This is a genomic window from Cellulomonas fimi ATCC 484 (assembly GCF_000212695.1).
GTDB classification, from domain to species: Bacteria; Actinomycetota; Actinomycetes; order Actinomycetales; family Cellulomonadaceae; genus Cellulomonas; species Cellulomonas fimi.
In genome coordinates, this window is record NC_015514.1 from 3,187,238 (window position 1) to 3,210,749 (window position 23,512).

Sequence of the window (23,512 nt, forward strand, 5' to 3'; positions counted from 1 at the left end):
CATGACCGACGAGGGGTGGGCCGCGCTCGAGGCACGGGTGCAGGCCTGGATCGACGACGACCCTGACCCGCAGACGGCGGACGAGCTGCGCGGCCTGCTGACGACGGCCCGGACCGGCCCCGAGGGCCTGCTGCCCGGCCACGACCCGGACCCGACGCAGCGACAGGCCATCGACGCGCGGGCGGCCGCCCGCGCGGAGCTCGCCGACCGCTTCCAGGGCCTCCTGCAGTTCGGCACCGCCGGTCTGCGCGGGCGCCTCGCGGGCGGACCGCACCGCATGAACCGTGCGGTCGTGGTCCGCGCCGCCGCGGGCATCGCGGACTTCCTGCTCGGCGAGCTCGACGGCGTCACCCCGCCGCCGCGCGTCGTCGTCGGGTACGACGCCCGGCACAACTCGGCGCAGTTCGCGCTCGACACCGCGGGCGTGCTCACGGCCGTCGGCATCGAGGTGCTCCTGCTGCCCGAGCCGCTGCCGACCCCCGTGCTCGCGTTCTGCGTCCGCCACCTCGACGCCGACGCCGGGATCATGGTGACGGCGTCGCACAACCCGCCGCAGGACAACGGCTACAAGGTCTACCTGGGCGGCCGGGTCGTCACCGACGCCGGTCAGGGCGCACAGATCGTGCCTCCCACCGACACGGCGATCGCCGCCGAGATCGCGCGCGTGCCGTCGGTCGCGTCCGTCCCGCGCGCCGACCACGGCTGGACCGTGCTGGGCCAGGACGTCGTCGACGCCTACGTGCGCACGGTCGTCGGCCTCGCCGACCTCTCGCCCGAGGCCCGCGCCGCCGCGGGCGACCTGCGGATCGTGCTGACGCCGCTGCACGGCGTCGGCGGTCGCGTCGCCCAGCGCGTGCTCGCCGAGGCAGGGTTCACCGACGTCCTCCTCGTGCCCGAGCAGGAGTTCCCCGACCCGGACTTCCCGTCGGTCGCCTTCCCCAACCCCGAGGAGCCCGGCGCGATCGACCTCGCGATCGGCCTGGCCGGGGACGAGCGCGCCGACCTGGTGCTCGCCCTCGACCCGGACGCGGACCGCTGCGCGGTCGCCGTGCAGGACCTGCGCTCGCGCTCGTACCGCGGCCCCGACACCGCCGCCGCCGAGGGCTGGCGCATGCTGCACGGCGACGAGACCGGCGCGCTGCTCGGCGACCTGGCTGCGCGCCGGGCCGCCGCCGCGTCGCGCGACCACGCGGTGCTCGCGAGCTCGATCGTCTCCTCGCGACTGCTCGCCGAGATCGCGCGGCACGCAGGCCTGCAGCACCGGCAGACGCTCACCGGGTTCAAGTGGATCTCCCGCGTCGACGGGCTCGTGTTCGGCTACGAGGAGGCCCTCGGCTACTGCGTCGACCCGGCCCACGTCCGCGACAAGGACGGCATCTCCGCGGCCCTCACGGTCGCCGGGCTCGCCGCGACCCTCAAGGCCCAGGGGCGCTCGCCCGTGGACGCGCTCGACGACCTCGCGCGCGCGCACGGCCTGCACCTCACCGGTCAGGTGTCGGCGCGGTTCGCCGACCTCGCGGACATCGGCGCGACCGTCCAGCGCCTGCGCGCGACCCCGCCGCGCACGCTCGCCGGCGTCCCCGTGACGTCGGTCGTCGACCTCGCCGCCGGGACGGAGGACGACCGTGACGGCCTGCCGCCCACCGACGGCCTGCGGATGTTCACGTCCGACGGCACGCGCGTCATCGTCCGGCCCAGCGGCACCGAGCCGAAGGTGAAGTGCTACCTCGAGGTCGTCGAGCCCGTCGCGGCCGACGCCGACGACGACGCGGTCACGCACGCCCGCCGCTCGGCCCGCGCACGGCTCGACGCGCTCGCCGCCGACGTCCGCACGGTCCTCGGGCTCTAGGCGCCGCGCGACGTCGATCAGTCGCCGGGGATCTCGCCGCCGGGGTAGATGTCGTCGAGCTGGGCACGCATCTCGTCGACGTCGGCCGTCAGCTGCGCGACCGTCCTGTCGTCGCTCGTCCCGAGCAGGTCCGCTCTGAAGGTCTCCAACGTGAGGGCCGCAGACGTCGCCTGCAGCTCGAACGCGATCATGATCGCGTCCCAGTTCTCCGCCAGCGGTCCGTCGACGCCGCCGAGCGTGGGGTCCTCGGCGACCGAGAGCCGGACACGATCACACTCGTCGGCGAGGAACTCCGCGTCGTAGTACGCCTCCGTCGCGACCGAGGTCGCGTGGGGCGTCCCGATCAGCTGCACCGCACCGAGATCCTGGAACGCCGTCTGGAGAGTCGGGTAGGCGTCGTTCGCCGGGTCCCAGTCGGTTGGCGGGAACTGCAGGTCCCAACAGCCCTCGACCGTCGGACGGAAGGCGTTCAGGTCGGCGAGGAGCCGTGAGTACGCGTCACGGCGCTCAGCGCGGATCGCTGCCTCCCGTTCGGTGCGCGTCTGGAGCTCCACCTGACGCAGCGCGTTCTCGCTCGCGAGCCACGACGACGTCAGCGTCACGACCGCGGTGAGCACCGCGACACTCAGCGTCCGCGACCACTCGGACCACTGGCCGTGCCGACTGTCGCCGGTCGGCGCCGCGGGCCGCGACGCCTCGTCACGTGTCGTAGGGTGCAGCTCGTCGCTCACAGGAGACCTCCTCGTCCAGCTGTAGCGTGTCGCGCGCGTCCGGACAAGGACCCCGAGGTGACCGGCACGAGCCCCGCTCGGCGGGGAGTCGACGGTGCGGTCGTTCGCTGCTGCCCGTCGTTCTCCGAGCCGAGCACGCGCCGCCTCGGGCCACGTGGGCGCGTGCTCGGGTCAGCGCGTCTGGGCGCAGCGCAGGTCGTGCACCGCGCGGGCCACGTCGAGCGTCGCCGCTGAGCCCTGCACGCCGAACGTCGTCGTCTGCCCGGCCTTGAGCGCGCCGTTGTAGGACATGTTCTCGGCCGTGACGCTCGCGCCGCTCGTGCCGAGCTGGGCGTTCCACACCGCGGTGACGTCCTTGCCCGCCGGCAGCGCCCACGACGTGGCCCAGCCGCCGACGCCCGCGCTGCCCGCCGTGACGACGACCTCGGCCTGGTACCACGCCCGGCCGTCGTGCTCCCAGGAGGTCGTCACGCGGTACGTCGCCGTGCACCCGCCGGCCGTGACGGGCTCGGGCGGCGCCACCCCGCCGTCGGTCACGGGCGGGCTGCTCGCGCCCGCGGCCGGGGCCGTGGCGCCTGCCGACGGCGTGCGGGGCGTCGGCGTCGACCCGGGCTGCCCCGCACCGGGTGTCGCCGTCGGGGTCGGTTCCACGGTGACGGGCGGGACGGGGTCGGCGAGCGCCGGGTCGGTGAACGCGAGGGCATCCGCCGGCAGGGGCTCCGGGGCGGCGTTGACGTCGGCCGGAGCGGGCCGGCCGTCGCACTCCCGCTCGGGGCCGAACGCGCGGTACTCCCCCGCCGCGCAGTCGAAGTCGACGACCGCGTCCCCGCCCACCACGACGTCGCCGCCGAGCCGGGCCCCGCTCCTGACGACGGCCATGTCGGTGACGACCGCCGAGCCCTCGACGACCGCACCGCCCTCGACCCACGCACGGCCGTCCACGCGGGCGTTCCCGCCGACGCGCGCGTCCCCGTGCACGACGGCGTGCGGCCCGACGTACGCGGTCGGGTCGACCCAGGCGTCGTCGTCGACCCAGCCCCCGCCGTTGGCGTGCCGGTGCCCGCCCGGGACGGGCTCGAGCGCGGTCTCGTCGACCACCGCCGCGCCCGCGACCCGGAACTCGTAGGGGTAGCGCGGCACCGCGCCGAAGCCGTCCGCCGAGTCCACCGCGTGCGCCGCCGCGGGGGTGCCGACGACGACCAGGTAGACGTCCGTCTCCCCCTCGCGCAGCGAGAACTGCAGCTCCTCGTCGGTGCCCTCGGTGACGGGGCTGTACCGCGCGGCACCGCCCGCGACGGCGACGAAGCCCACGGACCACCCCGCGTCGGGCGCCGTCCCCGTGCCGCGCAGCCGCACGTGCACGGTCCCGCCGGGCTGGTCGGGCCGCAGGTGGACGAGGTTGTAGCCGTAGTCCGACGGCGCGAACGCCCCGGCCACGCGATAGCGCCCGGGGTCGTCGGGGACGGCCTCCACGGGCGTGCTGCGGCCCGCGAGCAGGACGGGGTCGAGCGTCGCGACCGCGTCGGCGACCTCGCGCGTGCCGCCGAAGTCCCACGTGACGGTCCGCATCGCGTACTCGGCGACGCGCCGGTTCAGCGCGACCTGGCTCAGCCCTGCGCCGCGGCGGTACGCCTCGAGGGCCGTCTGCGTGCCGTCGCCGCCCCGCCAGATCCGGCTCACGGTCCGGTCGTCGTCGCGTTCCGCGAGGTACTGCAGCAGCAGCCAGCCGCCGTCTCCGAGCCGCGCGCTCGACCACGGCACCGACGGGCTCCGGACCACGTCGGACACGTCCCCGACGCCGTCGGCGGCGCCGGCCGTCGCGAGGTACGCGGCGCTCGCCGCGGCGAACGCACCGGCCGAGTCCGCGGCCAGCGCGCCGTGGGGGGCGTCGATCCGGGCGAACTCCTGGACGGCCTGCGCGACCCCGCGTGCGAGGTCCCACGACGGTGCGGGCGCGTCGCTGCCGCCGCCGCCGGCGAGGGCGGACACCGCCGCCTGCACGACGCCCACGCCGTCGTCGACGCCGCCGGTCACGAGCAGGTCGCCCGACGCGAGCGCGCCGGGGCGCGGCGTCAGGACCGTCTCCCGGTGCGAGCCGGGGCCCTGCGACCAGGTGCCCTGCACCACGACGACGAGCTTCGCGTCGTCGACCGCGCCGTCCTGCGGGGCGACCGCCAGGTCGCGCACGTGCGTGTCGTACAGGGCGTCGAGCGCGGCGACCGTCCGGTCGGGGTCGAACCGCAGGTCCAGCGTCGCCCGCGTCGGGTCGGCGCCGGGCAGCTCGCCCCACGCGAGCACGACGTCCTCGCCCTCGCGGACGTGCGCGTCCTGCCACGCCTGCTCCCAGGCGGGCGGGACCACGACCGGCTTGCCGTCGCCGGTCCCGGCGATCGCGACGGCCACGGCACCGCCGGCGACGACGGGGACCACGAGGGCAGCCACGAGCGCGAGCCGTCCGATCCGGGCCATGCGCGCGCGGTCCCCTCCGTCCGTCGGGCCGTCGCGCCGGGGCAGCGGGACGTCACCGCACCGGGCGGGCGGCTGCCCCACTGTCGTCCGGTCGGACACTCCACGTCAATGCGACCAGGCGCCGCAATCGGGTGAATCCGGACACTCGTCCGACAAGGGTGTGCCAGAGCACGGATCGCCGCACGCCCCCCGGACGGACGGCGTGCGGCGATCGACGGGTACGGGCGCGGCCGGCTCAGTAGCCCGCGTCCGCCTCCAGGCCCGCGAGCACGGCAGCGGTGCCGGACAGGCCGAGCCGCGTCGCGCCCGCCTGGACCATCGCGACCGCGTCGGCAGACGTGCGGATGCCGCCCGACGCCTTCACGCCCAGGCGCCCGCCGACCGTGCGGGCCATGAGCTCGACCGCGTGCACGGTGGCACCCCCGGCGGGGTGGAAGCCCGTCGACGTCTTCACGAAGTCCGCGCCCGCGCGCTCCGCGGCCTCGCACACCGCGACGACCTGCTCGTCCGTCAGCGCGGCGGACTCGATGATGACCTTGAGCACGACGTCGCCAGGCGTCGCGGCGCGCACCGCGGCGATGTCCGCCTCGACGGCGTCGAACCGGCCCTCGATGGCCGCGCCCACGTCGATGACCATGTCGACCTCGTCCGCGCCGTCCCGCACGGACCGCGCGGCCTCGGCCGCCTTGACGTCGCTGTGGTGCTTGCCCGACGGGAACCCGCACACCGTCGCGACGTGCAGCCCGGGCGCCGCCGAGGTGTCGAGCGGCAGGAACGACGGCGACACGCACACCGAGTACACGCCCAGGCGGGCGGCCTCCTCGACGAGCGCCTGCACGTCGGCGACGGTCGCCTCCGGCTTCAGGAGCGTGTGGTCGACGAGCCGGGCCAGGCCGGCGGCGTCGTGGGGGGCGTCGTGGGTCGCGGTCATGCGCGGTGCCTTCCTCCCCGGGCAGCCGCGTAGGCCGGCCGGATCACGGTGTCGATGAGATGGTCGCGGTCGTCGTGGTGGACGAACGCGTAGGCGGCCGCGGTCACGGCCACGTCCTGGAGGTCGTCGAGCGTCCAGCCGGCCTCCTGCACGAGCAGCGTGAGCTCACGGCTCAGCGTGGTGCCCGACTGCAGCCGGTTGTCGGTGTTGACGGTGACCTTGAAGCCGAGCCGCTTGAGCCGCGTGACGGGGTGCTCCGCGATCGACGCGGCGGCCCCGGTCTGCAGGTTCGACGACGGGCACAGCTCGAGCGGGACGCGACGGTCGCGGACCCAGTGCGCGAGCGGCCCGAGGCGGTCGCCGAGGTCGTCGGTCGTGACGTCGTCGACGAGGCGCGCCCCGTGCCCGATGCGGCAGGCCTGCGCGACGTGCAGCGCCTCGCCGATCGACGCCAGCCCGGACCCCTCGCCCGCGTGCACGGTCGTCGGGAGGTGCGCGTCGGCGAGCGCCTGGAACGCGGCGGCGTGCCGCGACGGCGGGAAGCCCTCCTCGGGCCCGGCGATGTCGAACCCGACCACGCCGTCGTCGCGGTGCGCGAGCGCGACGGCGGCGACCTCCTGCGCACGGTCGGCCTGGCGCATCGCGGACAGCAGGGTGCCGACGCGGATCGTGCGGCCCTGCGCCGCGACCTCGGCGACCCCCTCGGCGAAGCCCGCCTGCACGGCGTCGACGACCTCGTCGAGCGTGAGCCCGGCGCGCAGGTGCTGCTCGGGCGCGTACCGCGACTCGACGTACACGACGCCGTCCGCCGCGAGGTCCAGCACGGCCTCGCGCGCAACGCGGCGCAGCGCGTCCGCCGTCTGCATGACCGCGACGGTGTGCTCGAACGTCTCCAGGTAGCGCTCGAGGCTTCCCGAGTCGGCGGACTCGACGAACCAGCGGCCGAGCGCCTCCGGGTCCGTCGTGGGCAGCTCGTGCCCGATCTCGGCCGCGAGCTCGACGATCGTCGCGGGCCGCAGCCCGCCGTCCAGGTGGTCGTGCAGCAGGATCTTCGGCAGGCCCGGGACGAGGGCGACGAGCTGCGCCGCGGAGTCGTCGGCCGCGGGCGCGGCGGGGGTCGTCATGGCGTCACCGTACCGGTGTCCTCGCAGGTCGGCGCGGGCGTGCGAGCCCCGGCCGGGCCGGCCGCCCCACGGGTCGGGCGGCCGTCCGTGGTGCGCGTCACGCGAGGCCGTCCGGCTCGTCCTCGGCCGGCACCTCGGTGTCCTGCTCGACGACGTCGGCCTCGTCCGCGGAGCCCTCACGGTCCGCTCGCGCGAAGCCCGGCCGGTACTCCTCGGGGTCGTCCGTGTCGTCGACGGGGTCGTCGGTCAGGCGCAGCGGCGTCTCCGCTGCCACGGGTGCCAGGCCCGCGTCCCGCCACGCGTCGTCACCGGGGACGGTGCTCATGGGTCTCCTCCTCGCCGTCCGGGTGGGTCGCACCGCAGCGGCGGCGCGCCCGTCCTGCACTGCCCATCGTGCTCCGCGGGCGGTGCTCCCGCCACGGTTCGTCAGGCCTCGACGCGGTCCAGGACCAGCCGACGCTCCGGGACGACCGTCCCCGCGGGCGCGACGACGAGGCCGCCGTCGAGCGCCTCGCGCGCGCGCCCGAACCGCTCGGGGGTGTCCGTGTGCAGCGTGAGCAGCGGCTGCCCGGCGCGCACGGTGTCGCCGGGCCGCACGTGCAGCTCGACGCCCGCACCGGCCTGCACCGGGTCCTCCTTGCGCGCGCGTCCCGCGCCGAGCCGCCAGGCGGCGATGCCGACCGCGTACGCGTCGACCGACGCGACCACGCCGTCGGTCTCGGCGACGACCTGCTCGGTCTCGCGCGCGACCGGCAGGGTCGCGTCCGGGTCGCCGCCCTGCGCCGCGATCATGCGCTTCCAGACGTCCATCGCCCGCCCGTCGGCGAGCGCCGCCGCGGGGTCCGCGTCGGGGCGTCCGGCCGCGACGAGCATCTCGCGCGCGAGCGCGACCGTGAGCTCGACGACGTCGGCAGGGCCGCCGCCGGCGAGCACCTCGACCGACTCGCGGACCTCGAGCGCGTTGCCCGCGGTCAGGCCCAGCGGCGTCGACATGTCGGTGAGCAGCGCGACCGTCGTGACGCCCGCGTCGGTGCCGAGCTCGACCATCGTCTGCGCGAGCTCGCGCGCCCGGGCCTCGTCCTTCATGAACGCACCGGAGCCGACCTTGACGTCGAGCACGAGCGAGCCCGTGCCCTCCGCGATCTTCTTGCTCATGATCGAGCTGGCGATGAGCGGGATGGCCTCGACCGTGCCCGTGACGTCGCGCAGCGCGTACAGCTTGCGGTCCGCGGGCGCGAGGCCCGAGCCGGCCTGGCAGATGACCGCGCCGACCTCCTCGAGCTGGCGCATCGTCTCGTCGTTCGACAGCGCCGCGCGCCAGCCGGGGATCGACTCGAGCTTGTCGAGCGTGCCGCCCGTGTGGCCCAGGCCGCGGCCCGAGAGCTGCGGCACCGCGACGTCGAAGACCGCGACGAGCGGTGCGAGCGGCAGCGTGATCTTGTCCCCCACGCCGCCGGTCGAGTGCTTGTCGGAGGTCGGCCGCGACAGCGACGAGAAGTCCAGCCGCTCGCCGCTCGCGATCATCGCGGCGGTCCACCGCGCGATCTCGGCCCGGTCCATGCCGTTGAGCAGGATCGCCATCGCGAGCGACGACATCTGCTCGTCCGCGACGACGCCGCGCGTGTACGCGTCGACGACCCAGTCGATCTGCGCGTCGGTCAGGCGGTGCCCGTCGCGCTTGGCGACGATGACGTCGACGGCGTCGAACGGCTCGGTGGTGCTCATCGGTCGGCCTTCCTCGGCTTCGGCGCGCTCACGCACGGTCCTCCAGGTCCTGCGGACCGAACGCGTCCGGCAGCACCTCGGTCATCGGCTTGATCCCCGAGACCGTCTCCACGAGCAGGCGCGGACCGCCGTGCTCCCACAGCAGCTGGCGGCACCGCCCGCACGGCATGAGCACGTTGCCGTGCCCGTCCACGCAGGTGAACGCCACCAGCCGCCCGCCGCCGGACACGTGCAGGCCGGACACGAGCGCGCACTCGGCGCACAGGGTCAGGCCGTACGACGCGTTCTCGACGTTGCACCCGACGACGACACGACCGTCGTCGACGAGCGCGGCCACCCCGACGGGGAACTTCGAGTACGGCACGTACGCACGGTGCATGGCCTCGGTGGCCGCCGCGCGCAGCGCGTCCCAGTCGATCTCCACGGCGCTCACTCCTTGACGTACGGCTCGCCGGAGGCCGCGGGCGCGCGCGAGCGGCCGACGAGCCCGGCGACGGCCAGGATCGTCACGACGTACGGCAGCATGAGCATGAACTGGCTGGGCACGGGGGCGCCGACGATGCTGAGCGCACCCTCGAGGTTCGACGCGAAGCCGAACAGCAGGGCGGCCAGCGCGGCCCGGATCGGGTCCCAGTTGCCGAAGATGACGGCGGCCAGCGCGATGAAGCCGGCGCCCGCGGTCATCTCCTTGCCGAAGCTCGACACCGAGACCACGGTGTAGAACGCGCCGCCGACGCCCGCGATGCCACCGGCGATGAGGACGGCGCGCCAGCGCGTGCGCTCGACCTTGATGCCGACGGTGTCGGCCGCCTTGGGGTGCTCGCCGACGGCCCGCACGCGCAGGCCCCAGCGGGTCCGGCTCAGCGCGAACCACACGGCCGGGACCGCGAGGTACATGAGGTAGACGACGACGGTCTGGTTGAACAGCGCCGGTCCGATGATCGGGATCTTCGACAGCAGCGGGATCGCGATGCGCTCGAAGCGCGTCGTGTCGTTGAGCTGCTCGGCGCTCGGCACGAGGACCTGCGAGTAGAAGAAGCTCGTCAGGCCGATCACGAGCACGTTGAGCACGACGCCGACGATGACCTGGTTGACGCGGTACGTGATCGCGAACACCGCGAGCACCGCGGCGACGAGCACACCCGAGACGATCGCGGCGAGCAGGCCGAGCCACGGCGAGTCGGTCACCGAGCCCACGACCGCGGCCGTGAACGCGCCCGCGAGGAGCTGGCCCTCGATCGCGATGTTGACGACACCGGCGCGCTCGCCGATGACGCCGCCCAGCGCACCGAACACGATCGGCACGGCCAGCAGCACGGAGCCGCCGATGAGCCGCACGAACGGGATGTCGCGGTCGCTGCCCGCGGCCGCCCAGGCGAGGAACCCGAACAGGAAGACGACCGCGAACAGCACGGGCACCCACAGCGGCACGCGGCGGCCGCGGGCGGACAGCAGGCCGACGAGCAGCACGAGCAGGGCCATGACGACGACGCAGATCCAGGCCGTCGCCATGCCCGGCACGGACAGGTTCGGCAGCGTGAACAGGTCGCCGTCGGTCGCGAGGCGGAACGCCGCGTTGCCCGTGCGGGGCGCGAGGACGAGCAGGAGCGCGAACAGCGCGGTGACGACGCCGAAGCCGATCGTCGCCTTCCAGCTCACGACGGTGACGCGGCGGTGCTCGACCACCGCCTGGTCGGGGACCGGGGCCAGGGTCGTCATCGCTCCACCGCCGTCGTCGTGTCCTGCGTCTTCTTCGAGGTGCGTCGCGGGGCCGGTCGCTTGCGGTCCGGCTGCGGGAGCCGGAACACCGCGCGCACCAGCGGGGGCGCGGCGATGAACAGCACGATGAGCGACTGGACGACGAGCACGATCTCGATCGGGATGCGCTGCGAGGCCTGCATCGCCGAGCCGCCGGCCTTGAAGGCGCCGAACAGGAGGCTCGCGAACAGCACGCCGACGGGGTTGGACCCGCCGAGCAGCGCGACGGTGATCGCGTCGAACCCGATCCCGGCGTCGATGTCCGACCCGAAGCCGGTGGTGATGAGCCCGAGCACCTGCGTCGCTCCGGCGAGGCCGATGAGCGCGCCGGACGTGACCATCGCGAGGACGGTCGTGCGCGGGACGTGGATGCCCGCGACGCGCGCCGCGTGCGGGTTCTCACCGATCGCGCGGAACGCGAACCCGGCGCTCGACCGGTTGAGCAGCCACCACACGACGACGACCGCGACGAGCGCGAGCAGGAACCCGAGGTGCAGCGCGTAGCGCGCCCCGAGGAGGTCGGGCAGGACCGCGGTGTCCTTCATGGGCGGCGACTTGGGGTTCGCGGAGCCGGGCGCCTGCAGCAGGCCGGGCGTCGCGAGCAGGTAGGACAGCAGGTAGAACGCGACGTAGTTGAGCATGATCGTGACGATCACCTCGTGCGCGCCCGTGGTCGCCTTGAGCACGCCCGCGATGCCTGCCCAGAGCGCACCGGCGAGGATGCCGACGACGAGCGCCACGACGAGGTGCACGCCCGCGGGCAGGTCGAACGCGAAGCCGACCCAGCCGGCACCGGCCGCCGCCGCGAGCATCTGCCCGAGGCCGCCGATGTTGAACATGCCGGCGCGGAACGCGAGCGCGACGCCGAGACCCGCCGCGATGAGCGGGGTCGCGTACGTCAGGGACTGCGTGAGCGGGCGGATGCCGGTCGCGAAGTCGTCCGCGCGGAAGTCGTACACCGCGCCGCGGAACAGCGCCGCGTACGCGCCGCCGACCGCCTGGCCGATCGCCGCGAGGGTGTCGCCGGGCCGCGCGAAGAAGTACTGCGAGGCCTCCTGCACGCCCTCGTCGGTGAACGCGATCATGATCGAGCCCGCGAGCACGGCCAGCACGACCGCGCCGAGCGACACCGCCCAGCCGCCCGAGACGACGCGCTGGAACGCGTCCCCCCAGCGGCTGTCGCGCGTGTCCGGGACCTTGGCGGCGTCGTCGCCGCCTGCGTCGGTCACGACCGGGGTCGTGGGCTGCGTCGAGCCGCTCATGCGACGTCCGCCGCGTCCTGCGGGGCGATGCCGGCCATCATGAGGCCGAGCACGTCCCGGGGGGTGGTCGCGGGGACGATCCCCACGACGCGTCCTCGGTACATGACCATGATCCGATCTCCGAGCGCCACGGCCTCGTCGAGCTCGGTGGACACGACGATCACGGGGATCCCCGCGTCACGCGTCTCGACGATCCGCTTGTGGATGAACTCGATGGACCCCACGTCGACGCCGCGCGTGGGCTGCGCCGCGACGAGGAGCCGCAGGTCGCGCGACAGCTCCCGCGCGAGCACGACCTTCTGCTGGTTGCCGCCCGAGAGCCGCCCGACGGGCGTGTCGATGCCCTGCGTGCGGATGTCGAACTCGTCGACCTTCTCGCGCGCGAACGTGTCGCGCGCGCGCAGCTGCAGCGCGCCGCGGCGGACGAACGGCGGGCCGTCGGTCCGGTCGAGCACGAGGTTCTCGGCGACGGAGAACGAGCCGACGAGGCCGTCCTCGTTGCGGTCCTCGGGGACGAACCCGAGGCCCGCGTCGAGCACCTGCCGCACCGAGCGGCCGACGAGCTCGGCGCCGTCGAGACGGATCGAGCCCGTCACGTTGGGCTGGAGGCCACCGAGCGCCTCGGCGAGCTCGGTCTGGCCGTTGCCCTGCACACCCGCGACGACGAGCACCTCGCCGCCACGGACCTGGAAGCTCACGTCGTCGACCAGCACGGCGCCGCGGCTGTCGGTGACCTGCAGGTCCGTGACCTCGAGCAGCGACTCGCTGTGCTTCGGCGCGTCCTTGTGCACCGTCAGCTCGACCGCGCGGCCGACCATGAGCGACGCGAGCTCGGCGTCGCTCGCGGTGGGGCTCGCCTCGCCCACGACGGCACCGCGGCGCACGACCGTGATGCGGTCCGCCACCTCGCGGACCTCACGGAGCTTGTGGGTGATGAAGACGATCGCGGCGCCCGACTCCTTGAGCTGGCGCATGATCGTCATGAGCTCGTCGGTCTCCTGCGGCGTGAGCACCGCGGTGGGCTCGTCGAAGACGAGCACGCGGGCGTCCCGGGAGAGCGCCTTGATGATCTCGACGCGCTGCTGCACGCCGACGGGCAGGTCCTCGACGAGGGCGTCGGGGTCGACGTGGAAGCCGAACCGGGCGGCGATCTCGCGCACCTTCGCGCGGCCCGCCTCGAGGTCCAGCCTTCCCCCGGAGGAGGTCTGCTCGTGCCCGAGCATGACGTTCTCGGCGACCGTGAACACCGGGATGAGCATGAAGTGCTGGTGCACCATGCCGATGCCGGCGGCCATCGCGTCGCCGGGGCCCGCGAAGGCCTGCGGGACGTCGTCGAGCAGGATCTCGCCCTCGTCGGCCTGGTACAGGCCGTACAGGACGTTCATCAGGGTGGACTTGCCAGCCCCGTTCTCCCCGAGGAGGCAGTGGATCTCCCCGGGCTCGACCGTGAGGTCGATGTGGTCGTTGGCCACCAGCGCCCCGAAGCGCTTGGTGATGCCACGCAGCTCCAGCTTCATGTCGTGATCCTCGCGCGACGGTCGGTCTCGGCACGGCGACACGCTGCGGGGAGGCCGGTCCGACCTCCCCGCAGCGACGTCGTCACTCCGACAGGTACGAGGTGACGGTGACCTCGCCGTCGATGATCGCCTGACGCAGCGCGTCGACCTCCTCCATGAGGGCCGGGTCGACCTTGTCCTCGAAGTTGTGCAGCGGGGCCAGGCCCACGCCCTCGTTCTCGAGCGTGCCGACGTAGGCCTCGTAGTCGAAGCCCTCCTCGGCGGAGGCGAGCACGGCCTCGTACGTGGAGACGTCCATCTTCTTGAGGATCGAGGTCAGGACGAGGTCCTGCGTCGACGGGTCCGTCTCGAAGAAGTCGGCGTCCACGCCGATCAGCGCGATCTCACGGCCGGAGTCGGCGATGGCGTCCATCGCGGACTGGTAGATCGGGCCACCGACGGGCAGCAGGACGTCGACGCCCTGGTCGATGATGCCGGCCGCGACCTCCTTGGCGGAGTCGTTGGCCTCGAAGCCGCCCGTGAAGGAGCCCTGGTCGCCACCCTGGTAGCCGACGACCTGGACGTTGGTGCCCTTCTCGGCGTTGTAGTGCTCGACGCCCTGCTTGAAGCCGTCCATGAAGATCGTGACGGTCGGGTAGGGCTGGCCGCCGAAGGTGCCGACCTTGCCGGCCTCGGAGTAGCCCGCGGCGAGGTAGCCCGCGAGGAACGCGGCCTGCGCCGTGTCGTACAGGAGCGGCTTGATGTTCTCCGCGTCCTTGGTGCCGTCGAAGTCGTTGTCCGCGGCGTCGTCGACGAGGACGTAGCTGATGTCGGGGTTCGACGTGGCCGACTCGACCGTGTCGGCCGAGAGCGCGAAGCCGACGGAGACGATGGTGTTGCAGCTCTCGGAGACGAGGCTCTGCAGGTTGCCGGGGAAGTCGGCCGACGAGTCGGACTGGACCTCGGCGAACTCCGCGCCGAGCTCGTCGGCAGCCTTCTTGGTGCCCTCGTAGCTGAGCTGGTTGAAGCTCTTGTCGTCGAAGCCACCGGCGTCCGAGACGATGCAGGCCTTGAAGTCGGAGGCCGCGGCGTCGCCGGTGCCGGCCGTCTCCTCGGTCTCCTCGGGGGCGCTGCCACATGCCGCGAGGGTGAGGGCGACCGCCCCACCGAGTGCGGCCACACGGATGATCTTCTTCACGCGTCTCTCCTGATCTCGTCAGCCGACCGCCGGGACGGCAGGGGCCGCCGCCGGGCGGTCTCCTGCCCGGCGTCGATGCTCTGGACAGTAGTGAGCCGCAGGTGACGCGCTTGTTACCAGGCGGTATACGCCGAGGATCCGTTACCTAGTTGGAATGTCCGCCCAGGTGACGGACGGGCCGTACCGTCATGCGAGACGGACGAGTCGGACAGCGGGACGGGTCCGGCGTCGTGCCCGGTCAGCGCGGTCAGGCGCGCCCGGCGAGCACCGCCGCCCGCGCGAGCAGCAGCGCACCGGCCTCGACCGCGCGCTCGTCCACCCGCAGGTCACCCTGGTGGATGTCGTAGGTGCGGCCGCCCGGCGTCCGCGTGCCGAGCCGCGCCATCGCCCCGGGCACCTTCGTCAGGTACCAGGCGAAGTCCTCGCCGCCGAGCGACTGCTCCGTGAGCAGCACCGCGTCGGGGCCGAGCACGTCGCGCGCGGCCGCCTCCAGGACGCCCGTCGAGCGCTCCTCGTTCTCGACCGGCGGCACCCCGCGGTGGTGGCGGACCTCCGCCTCCAGCCCGAGCGGCGCGACGACCTGCTCCACCGCGGAGTGGAACACGTCCGACGCCTTCTCCCACGCCCGCACGTCGAGGCAGCGCAGCGTCCCGCGCACCGACCCCGACGACGGGATCGCGTTGTGCGCCGAGCCGGCCTGCACCGCGCCCCAGGTGAGGTTGACCCCCGAGCGCGGGTCGAGCCGACGTCCCAGGATCGCGGGCACCTGCGTGATGACCTGCCCGAGGGCGAACACCAGGTCGCCCGTGAGGTGCGGCCGCGACGTGTGGCCGCCCGGCCCCGTCAGCACCACCTGCACCTCGTCGCTCGCCGACGTGATCGGCCCGATGCGCGTCCCGACGTGCCCGACGTCGACCTTCGGGTCGCAGTGGATCGCGAAGATCTGCGCGACCCCGTCGAGCCCGCCCGCGTTGACGACGTCGAGCGCGCCACCGGGCTGCACCTCCTCGGCCGGCTGGAACACGAGCCGCACGCCCGTCCCGAGCCCGCCCGAGGCCGCGACGTCCGCGAGCGCGAGACCCGCGCCCAGCACCGCCGTCGTGTGCACGTCGTGCCCGCACGCGTGCGCGACCCCGCGGTGCGTCGACGCCCACGGCAGGCCGCACGTGTCGGCCACGGGAAGCCCGTCGAGGTCGGCGCGCAGCGCGATGCGCCGGCGGCCCGACTGTGCGGGCGACGGGCCGATGTCGCACACCAGCCCGGACCCCGGCAGCAGGCGGGGGGACAGCCCGGCGAGGCGCAGGCGCTCGGCGACGACGCGCGTCGTGCGCTCCTCGGTGCGGCCCAGCTCGGGGTGGGCGTGCAGGTCGCGGCGGATCGCGACGAGCTCGTCGCGCATCGACGCCAGGAGCGCCACCAGGTGCGCCACGTCGGCGTCCGTGGAGCGCCGCGGCACGTCGAGGGCGGGCACGAGCGAGGGGGCGGAGGTGGACGCGTCGGGCACGTCCTCGACCTTAGCCCGCCGCGTCAGAGCAGGTCGTCGCGCCCACGACCGCGCCAGCCGTCGACCGCCGCCTTGACCTGCTGCGCGTGTGCGCGCGTCGTCACCAGCAGCGCGTCGGGCGTGTCGACGACCACGGCGTCCGGCACCCCGACGACCGACACCGTGCGCCCCGCGCCGGGCACGACGAGCGCGTCGGGTGCGTCCACCCGGAGCACCAGGGCGTCGTCGCCGAGCGTCGGGCTGCCGAGCAGTCCGCCGAGCGACGCGAAGTCGCCCACGTCGTCCCACGTGAAGTCTCCCGGGACGACCGCGACCCCGCCCGCCGCCGCCACGGGCTCCGCGATCGCGTGGTCGATGGCGATCTTCGTGAGCGTCGGCCACGTCGTCTCGAGCACCGCGTCGCGGTCCGGCCCGTCCCACGCCGCCGCGATCGTGCGCAGTCCCTCGGCGAGCGCGGGGAGCTGCGTCGCGAGGTGGTCGAGCAGCACGCGGGCGCGCACGAGGAACATGCCCGCGTTCCACCGGTACTCCCCCGTCGCCAGGTAGGCCGCGGCCGTCTCCTCGTCGGGCTTCTCCGTGAACCCCTGCGCGTGCAGCACCGACGGCGCACCGTCCAGCCCGAGCGGCGCGCCGGAGCGGACGTAGCCGAACGCCGTCGACGGGCCCGTCGCCCGGATCCCGACCGTCACCACGTACCCCGCGCGCGCCGCGACGACGCCCTCACGGACCGCCCGCTCGAACGCCTCGGTCCCGACGATCACCTGGTCGGCGGCGAACGAGCCGAGCACGACGTCCTCGCCGTGCCGCTCCAGCAGCACCGCCGCCGCGAGCCCGATGGCGGCCATCGAGTCGCGCGGCGACGGCTCGGCGAGCAGCCGCGCGGGGCCTCCCGCAGGGCCGTCGACGAGCGCGGGCACCTGCGCGGCGACGGCGTCCGCGTGCCGGTGGCCGGTGACGACCAGGACGCCGTGCGGACCGGCCAGCGGGACGAGCCGGTCGACCGTCGCCTGCAGCAGCGTCCGCCCGGAGCCGGTCAGGTCGTGCAGGAACTTGGGGTGGCCCGCGCGCGACAGCGGCCACAGCCGGGTCCCGGCGCCGCCGGCGGGGACGACGGCGTGGAAGCCGGGGACGGGTCCGGCCGGGGTCTGCGGGGAGGCGGGCGCGGCGCTGGACGACGGGTCGCTCGACATGCGCCCGAGGGTAGCGGCGGGCCGGTCGCCGGCGGGTGCGGCCCCACTCGTCGTCCCGCGGTGTGGAGTTGCTCACAATCACGGCCCCGGGCGGGACCAAGGGCCCAGCCCGACCCGAGCGGCGCGGACGGGGTCTATACAGTGAGTCCGACAGACACGTGCAGAGTCGCCGACGTCCCTGCCGTGGCTCTACCCCTGACTCGCCAGGAGGCCCCCCAGTGCCCGCAGCGCCTGCCAAAGCGCCGGCTGGAACGCTCTACCGAGGGCGCGAAGGCATGTGGTCGTGGGTCGCGCACCGCGTGACCGGTGTCGCGATCTTCTTCTTCCTGCTCGTGCACGTCCTCGACACCTCGCTCGTGCGGGTCTCCCCCGAGGCCTACAACGAGGTCATCGCCACCTACAAGAACCCGGTCATGGGTCTGGGCGAGGCCGGCCTGGTGGCCGCGATCGTGTTCCACGCGTTCAACGGCATCCGGATCGTGCTCGTCGACTTCTGGTCCAAGGGCACGAAGTACCAGCGCGTGATGCTGTGGGTCGTCCTCGGCCTGTTCGTCGTGACCATGGCCGGGTTCCTGCCCCGCCACCTCATGCACGTGTTCGGAGGTGGTGAGTGATGTCCCTGGTCGCCGACCCCAAGGCACCGCGTCCCCCCAAGGCGGGCCCGGGCCGCCGCACGACGCGCGGCAACACCGAGCTCTACGGCTGGGTCTTCATGCGCGCGTCGGGCGTCCTGCTCGTCGTGCTGATCTTCGGGCACCTGTTCGTCAACCTGGTCGCCGGCGAGGGCGTCACGGCGATCGACTTCGGGTTCGTCGCCGGCAAGTGGGCGTCGCCGTTCTGGCAGGTCTGGGACCTGCTCATGCTCTGGCTCGCGATGATCCACGGCACCAACGGCATGCGCACGATCGTCAACGACTACGCCGAGAAGGACACCACGCGGCTGGTCCTCAAGGGCCTGCTCTACCTCGCGTTCGTCCTGGTGGTCGTGCTCGGCACGCTCGTGATCTTCACGTTCGACCCCTGCCCCACGGGCAGCCCGGCCGACCTCCTCCCCTCGTTCTGCACGGCCTGACGCCCGGCGTCGGCCCCCACTCGCCCGCAGGCCCAGCAGGAAGGCATCGGACCCGATGCAGACCCACCAGTACGACGTCGTCATCGTCGGCGCCGGCGGCGCCGGCATGCGCGCCGCCCTCGAGTCCTCGACGCGCGTCCGCACCGCCGTCATCTCCAAGCTCTACCCGACGCGCTCCCACACGGGCGCCGCGCAGGGCGGCATGTGCGCCGCGCTCGCGAACGTCGAGGAGGACAACTGGGAGTGGCACACGTTCGACACCGTCAAGGGCGGCGACTACCTCGTCGACCAGGACGCCGCCGAGGTCATGGCCAAGGAGGCCATCGACGCGGTGCTCGACCTGGAGAAGATGGGCCTGCCGTTCAACCGGACGCCCGAGGGTCGCATCGACCAGCGCCGGTTCGGCGGGCACACCCGCAACCACGGCGAGGCGGCCGTGCGCCGGTCCTGCTACGCCGCGGACCGCACGGGCCACATGATCCTGCAGACGCTCTACCAGCAGTGCGTGAAGAACGACGTCGAGTTCTTCAACGAGTTCTACGTGCTCGACCTGCTGGTCGACCACGACCTCGCCGCGGGCCACGTGCCGGACGGCGAGCAGGTCAACGTGTCGGGCGTCGTGGCCTACGAGCTCGCGACCGGCGAGATCCACGTGTTCCAGGCCAAGTCCGTGGTCCTCGCGACCGGCGGTGCGGGCAAGATCTTCAAGACGACGTCCAACGCGCACACGCTCACCGGTGACGGCATGGCGCTCGCGTACCGGCGCGGCATCCCGCTCGAGGACATGGAGTTCTTCCAGTTCCACCCGACGGGCCTGGCGGGCCTGGGCATCCTGCTGTCGGAGGCCGCGCGCGGCGAGGGCGGCATCCTGCGCAACGCGCAGGGCGAGCGGTTCATGGAGCGCTACGCGCCCACCATCAAGGACCTGGCACCGCGCGACATCGTCGCCCGGTCCATGGCGAACGAGGTCCGGGAGGGCCGCGGCGCCGGTCCGAACAAGGACTACGTGCTGCTCGACCTCACGCACCTCGAGCCCGCGCACATCGACGCCAAGCTGCCCGACATCACGGAGTTCGCGCGCACCTACCTCGGCGTCGAGCCGTACACCGAGCCGGTCCCCGTCTACCCGACGGCGCACTACGCGATGGGCGGCGTGCCGACGAACATCGAGGGCGAGGTCCTGCGCAACGCGACCGACGTCATCCGCGGCCTGTACGCCGCAGGCGAGGTCGCGTGCGTGTCGGTGCACGGCTCCAACCGGCTCGGCACCAACTCGCTCCTCGACATCAACGTGTTCGGCAAGCGCGCCGGCATCTCCGCCGCCGCCTACGCCGCCACCGCCGCGTGGGTCGAGCTGCCCGAGGACCCCGCCGCGACCGTCGTCGCCGGGCTCGAGGAGATCCGCACCCGGCCCGACGGCGAGCGCGTCGCGGACATCCGTCGTGCGCTGCAGGAGACGATGGACGCCAACGCGCAGGTGTTCCGCACCGAGGAGTCGCTCGAGCAGGCGCTCTCCGACCTCAAGGCGCTCCGCAAGCGGTTCCAGTCGGTGAGCGTCCAGGACAAGAGCCGCACGTTCAACACCGACCTGCTCGAGGCCGTCGAGCTCGGCTTCCTGCTCGACATCGCCGAGACCGTCGTCGTCGGGGCACTCAACCGCAAGGAGTCGCGCGGCGGGCACTTCCGGGAGGACTACCCGGACCGCGACGACAAGGGCTACATGCGGCACACCATGGCGTACCGCCGGCCGCTGCCCGCCGAGGGCCACCGCCTGTGGGGCAAGGACTCCGACGGCGACCACAAGGGCTCGTTCGCGCACACCACGGTGTTCGACGACTACCAGCTCGTGCTCGGGTCCAAGCCCGTCACCGTCACCCGCTACCAGCCGATGGAGCGCAAGTACTGATGACTGCCACGCTCGACGCCACCCCCGAGGTCGGGGCCGTGCCCTCGTTCGAGGTCACGCTCAAGGTCATGCGCTACCTTCCCGCCGACGACGGCTCCGCGCCCGTCCCGCACTGGGACGAGTTCCGTGTGCAGGCGCACGGCACCGACCGCGTCCTCGACGCGCTGCACAAGGTCAAGTGGGAGCAGGACGGCTCGCTGACGTTCCGCAGGTCGTGCGCGCACGGCATCTGCGGGTCCGACGCCATGCGCATCAACGGCCGCAACCGCCTCGCGTGCAAGACGCTGCTCAAGGACCTCGACCCGTCCAAGCCGATCACCGTCGAGCCCATCAAGGGCCTGCCCGTGGTCAAGGACCTCGTGGTCGACATGGAGCCGTTCTTCGCGTCGTACCGCGAGATCATGCCGTTCCTCATCACGACCGGGACCGAGCCGACCAAGGAGCGCCGCCAGTCCGCCGAGCAGCGCGAGCGGTTCGACGACACGACCAAGTGCATCCTGTGCGCGGCCTGCACGTCCTCGTGCCCGGTCTTCTGGACCGACGGGCAGTACTTCGGGCCCGCGGCGATCGTCAACGCCCACCGGTTCATCTTCGACAGCCGCGACGAGGGCGGCGCGCAGCGCCTGGAGATCCTCAACGACAAGGAGGGCGTGTGGCGCTGCCGCACGACCTTCAACTGCACCGAGGCGTGCCCCCGCGGGATCGAGATCACGAAGGCGATCCAAGAGGTCAAGCGCGCGATGATCACGCGCGCCTTCTGACGCGCACCACCGAGGCCGCGGGCAGACGAGCCAAGCGCGCGATGATCACGCGCGCCTTCTGACGCGCACCACCGAGGCCGCGGGCAGACGAGCCAAGCGCGCGATGATCACGCGCGCCTTCTGACGCCCCTCGTCGCGAGGCCGTCCCGTCCGTCGGGGCGGCCTCGCGTCGTCCCCGGGACCTGCGCCCCTCGACAGGTCCGGGACGCAGTGCTGGGGTGGACGCATGAACGCCGAGTGGCACGACGCCCACGTGCTGGGCCAGGGCGCGCCGATGGACGCACGCGTCACGTGGCACCTCGCGCACGCGCAGGAGTGCGGGTGCCGCGACATCCCCCGCACGGTCCGCGAGGAGCTGGAGCGGCGCGGGGTCGAGGTGCCGGACAGGACGGCTGTCAACGACGGCTGAAAACGAACCCCCTGGCGACGTCCGAAAGTGAACCCCTCTCGTGTGGTGGTCAGTCGGTGGTGGCCGCTGGTGGGCGGCCGAGGTCGCGGTTCTTGAGCCGGTAGGAGTCGCCCTTGAGGGCGATGACGTCGGCGTGGTGGACGAGGCGGTCGATCATCGCGGCCGCGACGGTGTCGTCGCCGAAGACGTCGCCCCAGCGCCCGAACGGCTTGTTCGACGTGACGATCAGGGACGCGCGTTCGTAGCGGGCGGAGACGAGCTGGAAGAACAGGTTTGCGGCCTCGGGTTCGAACGGGATGTAGCCGACCTCGTCGATCACGAGCAGCGGGTAGCGGCCCAGGCGGCGCAGCTCGTCTTGCAGGCGCCCGTCGTGGTGCGCGCTGGCGAGCCGGTCGACCCACTCGGACGCGGTCGCGAACAGGACCCGGTGCCCGGCCTGGCAGGCCCGGACCGCGATCCCGGTCGCGAGGTGGGTCTTGCCGGTGCCCGGCGGGCCGAGGAACACGACGTTGTCGCGGGCGGCGACGAAGTCGAGGGTGCCCAGGTGGGCGATCTGGTCGCGGGCCAGGCCGCGGGCGTGCTCGAAGTCGAAGTCCTCCAAAGACTTGCGGGCGGGGAACCTCGCGGCGCGGATGCGTCCCTCACCGCCGTGGGCCTCGCGGGCGGCGACCTCACGTTGCAGACAAGCGGCGAGGAACTCCTCATGCGTCCAGGACTCGGCCCGGGCCCGCTCGGCCAGCCGGTCGACCGCATCACGCATCGTCGGGGCCTTCAGCGCCCGGGTCAGGAACACGAGCTCGCTGGACACGTCCCGGGCGGTGGTCTTGGTGGCGGTCATCAGGCCACGTCCGTCAGGCCGAACGCGACGTCGTAGGCACCCAGGTCACGCTGCTCGACCTCATCGGGCGCCGCGCTGCTCGCCGGTCGGTGCGCCGCAACTGATGCCATCTCCAGCGCCGCGGCCCGGTGGGCGGGGTCGGTGATCGTCTGCCAGCGCGCCCAGCACCGCTCGTGGACCGCGACGACCCTCGTGCCGAGCCGGACGGTGACCTGCTGCAGGTCGGCGATCACCTCGACGAACCTGCCGACCGCGACCGGGTCGACGGAGTAGTCGTTGGAGCCCAGGCGAACGTAATGATCGCGCGGCAGCCGGACCCGCGCCCGCCAGCCCAGCTGCGGTGCGACCGGCGGCAGGGCGAGCATCGCGTCACGGTCGGCGGTCCACCGCTCGACCGGCTTGCAGCCCAGCGCGCGATGCGGGCGACGGTTCGCCAGCACGAGCCAGTCGGCCAGCTGGGTGTTGAAGTCGCCCGGGCTGGTGAACATGCGCCCCGGCAGGAACGACGTCTCCAGATAGCCGTTCGCCCGTTCGACCAGGCCCTTGGCCTCCGGGTCGCGCGGCCGGCACTGATGGACCCCGATGCCCAGGACCCCGCGGAACGCCTCGAACTCCTCGGTCAGCTTCGGCTTGCCCGCCCGCCAGGACCCGACCGCGGCCTCGTTGTCCCAGACCAGCTCGCGCGGGACCACGCCCATCGCGTTCAGCAGCCGCCAGTGCCCGGCGATCAGGTCGGGCGCCTGCCGGGAGGGCAGCATCGTCGCGAACATCATCCGCGAGTAGCCCGCGACCATCACCAGCACCGGTGGTGAGCCGACCTGCCCGGCGCCGAGCGGCACGTCGACAGGCGGGAACCACAGGTCGCACTGCACCCGCTGCCCAGCCTCGTAGCTGGTGCGCGTCGCCGGGTCCGGCGCCAGGTAGTACGGGCGCAGCACCCGGACCCGGTCCTTGAGGATCGTCAACGAGTGGGTCCAGCCGATCCGCTGCGCGATCACCGTCGCCGGCATCGTCGGGCACGACGCCAGCAGCCCGCGGACTACCGGATCGACCTGGTCGACCAGCGACCCCTTCGCCGCCCGCTCGTACCTCGGTGGCGCGTCACGGGCCAGCGCGCGGCGCACCGCGTTCCTCGAGACACCCAGCCGGCGCGCGATCGCCTTGATCGCCATGCCATCGACCCTGTGCAGCCGACGGATCTCCGCCCAGTCCTCCACGGTCATCACCCTCCTCAGCGTTGCCGAGGGGGTCCGTTTTCATCCGTCGCCACGGGGTCAGTTTTCAGGCGT

21 protein-coding genes are annotated in these 23,512 nt (G+C 73.4%); 6 read left to right on the plus strand and 15 right to left on the minus strand.

All coding sequences use genetic code 11. From position 1 onward, the window contains the following. The first annotated feature begins 1 nt into the window (after nt 1). Nucleotides 2-1,849: a phospho-sugar mutase gene (locus CELF_RS14400; protein WP_013772002.1), complete on the plus strand. Its 1,848-nt coding sequence runs from the start codon at nt 2-4 to the stop codon at nt 1,847-1,849. 17 nt (nt 1,850-1,866) lie between these two features. On the opposite strand, the gene CELF_RS14405 is transcribed toward CELF_RS14400, so the two are convergent. The 13 genes from CELF_RS14405 to CELF_RS14465 all read right to left on the minus strand — a co-directional run bounded on the left by CELF_RS14405 (nt 1,867) and on the right by CELF_RS14465 (nt 17,237). Then, nucleotides 1,867-2,580, minus strand: a complete 714-nt coding sequence (locus CELF_RS14405; protein ID WP_013772003.1) for a PIN domain-containing protein — start codon at nt 2,578-2,580, stop codon at nt 1,867-1,869. Between the two features lie 171 nt (nt 2,581-2,751). Then, the gene (locus tag CELF_RS19615) at nt 2,752-5,049 is read right to left on the minus strand and encodes a DUF6055 domain-containing protein (RefSeq protein ID WP_013772004.1); all 2,298 of its coding nucleotides are present in this window, start codon (nt 5,047-5,049) and stop codon (nt 2,752-2,754) included. Nucleotides 5,050-5,284: 235 nt separating this feature from the next. After that, on the minus strand, nt 5,285-5,980 hold the full coding sequence (deoC, locus tag CELF_RS14415; RefSeq protein ID WP_013772005.1) for a deoxyribose-phosphate aldolase: 696 nt from the start codon (nt 5,978-5,980) through the stop codon (nt 5,285-5,287). After that, nucleotides 5,977-7,104, minus strand: coding sequence for an adenosine deaminase (locus tag CELF_RS14420; protein ID WP_013772006.1), 1,128 nt, complete (start codon nt 7,102-7,104; stop codon nt 5,977-5,979). Before CELF_RS14420 ends, deoC begins: the two co-directional genes overlap by 4 nt. Nucleotides 7,105-7,201: 97 nt before the next feature. Then, nucleotides 7,202-7,429, minus strand: a complete 228-nt coding sequence (locus CELF_RS14425; RefSeq protein WP_013772007.1) for a hypothetical protein — start codon at nt 7,427-7,429, stop codon at nt 7,202-7,204. A 101-nt stretch (nt 7,430-7,530) separates the two neighbouring features. Further along, nucleotides 7,531-8,829 carry a thymidine phosphorylase gene (locus tag CELF_RS14430; protein WP_013772008.1) on the minus strand — a complete coding sequence of 433 codons (1,299 nt, stop codon included), beginning with the start codon at nt 8,827-8,829 and terminating at the stop codon, nt 7,531-7,533. A gap of 28 nt (nt 8,830-8,857) precedes the next feature. Next, on the minus strand, nt 8,858-9,253 hold the full coding sequence (locus CELF_RS14435) for a cytidine deaminase (RefSeq protein WP_013772009.1): 396 nt from the start codon (nt 9,251-9,253) through the stop codon (nt 8,858-8,860). A gap of 5 nt (nt 9,254-9,258) precedes the next feature. Beyond that, entirely contained in the window at nt 9,259-10,548 is a 1,290-nt protein-coding gene (locus tag CELF_RS14440) for an ABC transporter permease (protein WP_013772010.1), read from the minus strand. Next, nucleotides 10,545-11,849 (minus strand): ABC transporter permease, encoded by a 1,305-nt coding sequence (locus CELF_RS14445; RefSeq protein ID WP_013772011.1) that lies wholly within the window; start codon nt 11,847-11,849, stop codon nt 10,545-10,547. Before CELF_RS14445 ends, CELF_RS14440 begins: the two co-directional genes overlap by 4 nt. Next, on the minus strand, nt 11,846-13,366 hold the full coding sequence (locus CELF_RS14450) for an ABC transporter ATP-binding protein (protein ID WP_013772012.1): 1,521 nt from the start codon (nt 13,364-13,366) through the stop codon (nt 11,846-11,848). The genes CELF_RS14445 and CELF_RS14450 overlap by 4 nt, the downstream gene beginning before the upstream one ends. Nucleotides 13,367-13,448: 82 nt before the next feature. Continuing rightward, the gene (locus CELF_RS14455) at nt 13,449-14,543 is read right to left on the minus strand and encodes a BMP family lipoprotein (RefSeq protein WP_013772013.1); all 1,095 of its coding nucleotides are present in this window, start codon (nt 14,541-14,543) and stop codon (nt 13,449-13,451) included. A 247-nt stretch (nt 14,544-14,790) separates the two neighbouring features. Continuing rightward, complete coding sequence (locus tag CELF_RS14460) at nt 14,791-16,047, minus strand: amidohydrolase (protein ID WP_013772014.1); 1,257 nt, start codon at nt 16,045-16,047, stop codon at nt 14,791-14,793. A gap of 23 nt (nt 16,048-16,070) precedes the next feature. Beyond that, nucleotides 16,071-17,237 (minus strand): mannose-1-phosphate guanylyltransferase, encoded by a 1,167-nt coding sequence (locus CELF_RS14465; protein ID WP_013772015.1) that lies wholly within the window; start codon nt 17,235-17,237, stop codon nt 16,071-16,073. A gap of 218 nt (nt 17,238-17,455) precedes the next feature. On the opposite strand from CELF_RS14465, the gene sdhC reads away from it, so the two are divergent. The 5 genes from sdhC to CELF_RS14490 all read left to right on the plus strand — a co-directional run bounded on the left by sdhC (nt 17,456) and on the right by CELF_RS14490 (nt 21,385). After that, on the plus strand, nt 17,456-17,851 hold the full coding sequence (sdhC, locus tag CELF_RS14470) for a succinate dehydrogenase, cytochrome b556 subunit (RefSeq protein ID WP_013772016.1): 396 nt from the start codon (nt 17,456-17,458) through the stop codon (nt 17,849-17,851). After that, complete coding sequence (gene sdhD, locus CELF_RS14475) at nt 17,851-18,309, plus strand: succinate dehydrogenase, hydrophobic membrane anchor protein (protein ID WP_013772017.1); 459 nt, start codon at nt 17,851-17,853, stop codon at nt 18,307-18,309. The genes sdhC and sdhD overlap by 1 nt, the downstream gene beginning before the upstream one ends. 55 nt (nt 18,310-18,364) lie before the next feature. After that, the gene (gene sdhA / locus CELF_RS14480; protein WP_013772018.1) at nt 18,365-20,215 is read left to right on the plus strand and encodes a succinate dehydrogenase flavoprotein subunit; all 1,851 of its coding nucleotides are present in this window, start codon (nt 18,365-18,367) and stop codon (nt 20,213-20,215) included. Further along, a complete protein-coding gene (locus CELF_RS14485; protein WP_013772019.1) occupies nt 20,215-20,976 on the plus strand; it encodes a succinate dehydrogenase iron-sulfur subunit in 762 nt (253 codons plus the stop codon). Before sdhA ends, CELF_RS14485 begins: the two co-directional genes overlap by 1 nt. Before the next feature lie 226 nt (nt 20,977-21,202). Beyond that, entirely contained in the window at nt 21,203-21,385 is a 183-nt protein-coding gene (locus CELF_RS14490; RefSeq protein ID WP_013772020.1) for a hypothetical protein, read from the plus strand. 49 nt (nt 21,386-21,434) lie between these two features. Here CELF_RS14490 and istB read toward each other — a convergent pair whose 3' ends face one another. Then, nucleotides 21,435-22,223 (minus strand): IS21-like element helper ATPase IstB, encoded by a 789-nt coding sequence (istB, locus tag CELF_RS14495; RefSeq protein WP_013772021.1) that lies wholly within the window; start codon nt 22,221-22,223, stop codon nt 21,435-21,437. Next, nucleotides 22,223-23,449 carry an IS21 family transposase gene (istA, locus tag CELF_RS14500; protein ID WP_041553553.1) on the minus strand — a complete coding sequence of 409 codons (1,227 nt, stop codon included), beginning with the start codon at nt 23,447-23,449 and terminating at the stop codon, nt 22,223-22,225. Before istA ends, istB begins: the two co-directional genes overlap by 1 nt. Between the last annotated feature and the right edge of the window lie 63 nt (nt 23,450-23,512).

Bases quoted from the DNA above. Each gene is read 5' to 3' on its own strand.
- CELF_RS14400 (WP_013772002.1), top strand. From the start codon at position 2: ATGACCGACGAGGGGTGGGCCGCGCTCGAGGCACGGGTGCAGGCCTGG.
- CELF_RS19615 (WP_013772004.1), bottom strand. From the start codon at position 5,049: ATGGCCCGGATCGGACGGCTCGCGCTCGTGGCTGCCCTCGTGGTCCCC.
- deoC (WP_013772005.1), bottom strand. From the start codon at position 5,980: ATGACCGCGACCCACGACGCCCCCCACGACGCCGCCGGCCTGGCCCGG.
- CELF_RS14420 (WP_013772006.1), bottom strand. From the start codon at position 7,104: ATGACGACCCCCGCCGCGCCCGCGGCCGACGACTCCGCGGCGCAGCTC.
- CELF_RS14425 (WP_013772007.1), bottom strand. From the start codon at position 7,429: ATGAGCACCGTCCCCGGTGACGACGCGTGGCGGGACGCGGGCCTGGCA.
- CELF_RS14430 (WP_013772008.1), bottom strand. From the start codon at position 8,829: ATGAGCACCACCGAGCCGTTCGACGCCGTCGACGTCATCGTCGCCAAG.
- CELF_RS14440 (WP_013772010.1), bottom strand. From the start codon at position 10,548: ATGACGACCCTGGCCCCGGTCCCCGACCAGGCGGTGGTCGAGCACCGC.
- CELF_RS14445 (WP_013772011.1), bottom strand. From the start codon at position 11,849: ATGAGCGGCTCGACGCAGCCCACGACCCCGGTCGTGACCGACGCAGGC.
- CELF_RS14450 (WP_013772012.1), bottom strand. From the start codon at position 13,366: ATGAAGCTGGAGCTGCGTGGCATCACCAAGCGCTTCGGGGCGCTGGTG.
- CELF_RS14465 (WP_013772015.1), bottom strand. From the start codon at position 17,237: ATGTCGAGCGACCCGTCGTCCAGCGCCGCGCCCGCCTCCCCGCAGACC.
- sdhD (WP_013772017.1), top strand. From the start codon at position 17,851: ATGTCCCTGGTCGCCGACCCCAAGGCACCGCGTCCCCCCAAGGCGGGC.
- sdhA (WP_013772018.1), top strand. From the start codon at position 18,365: ATGCAGACCCACCAGTACGACGTCGTCATCGTCGGCGCCGGCGGCGCC.
- CELF_RS14485 (WP_013772019.1), top strand. From the start codon at position 20,215: ATGACTGCCACGCTCGACGCCACCCCCGAGGTCGGGGCCGTGCCCTCG.
- CELF_RS14490 (WP_013772020.1), top strand. From the start codon at position 21,203: ATGAACGCCGAGTGGCACGACGCCCACGTGCTGGGCCAGGGCGCGCCG.
- istB (WP_013772021.1), bottom strand. From the start codon at position 22,223: ATGACCGCCACCAAGACCACCGCCCGGGACGTGTCCAGCGAGCTCGTG.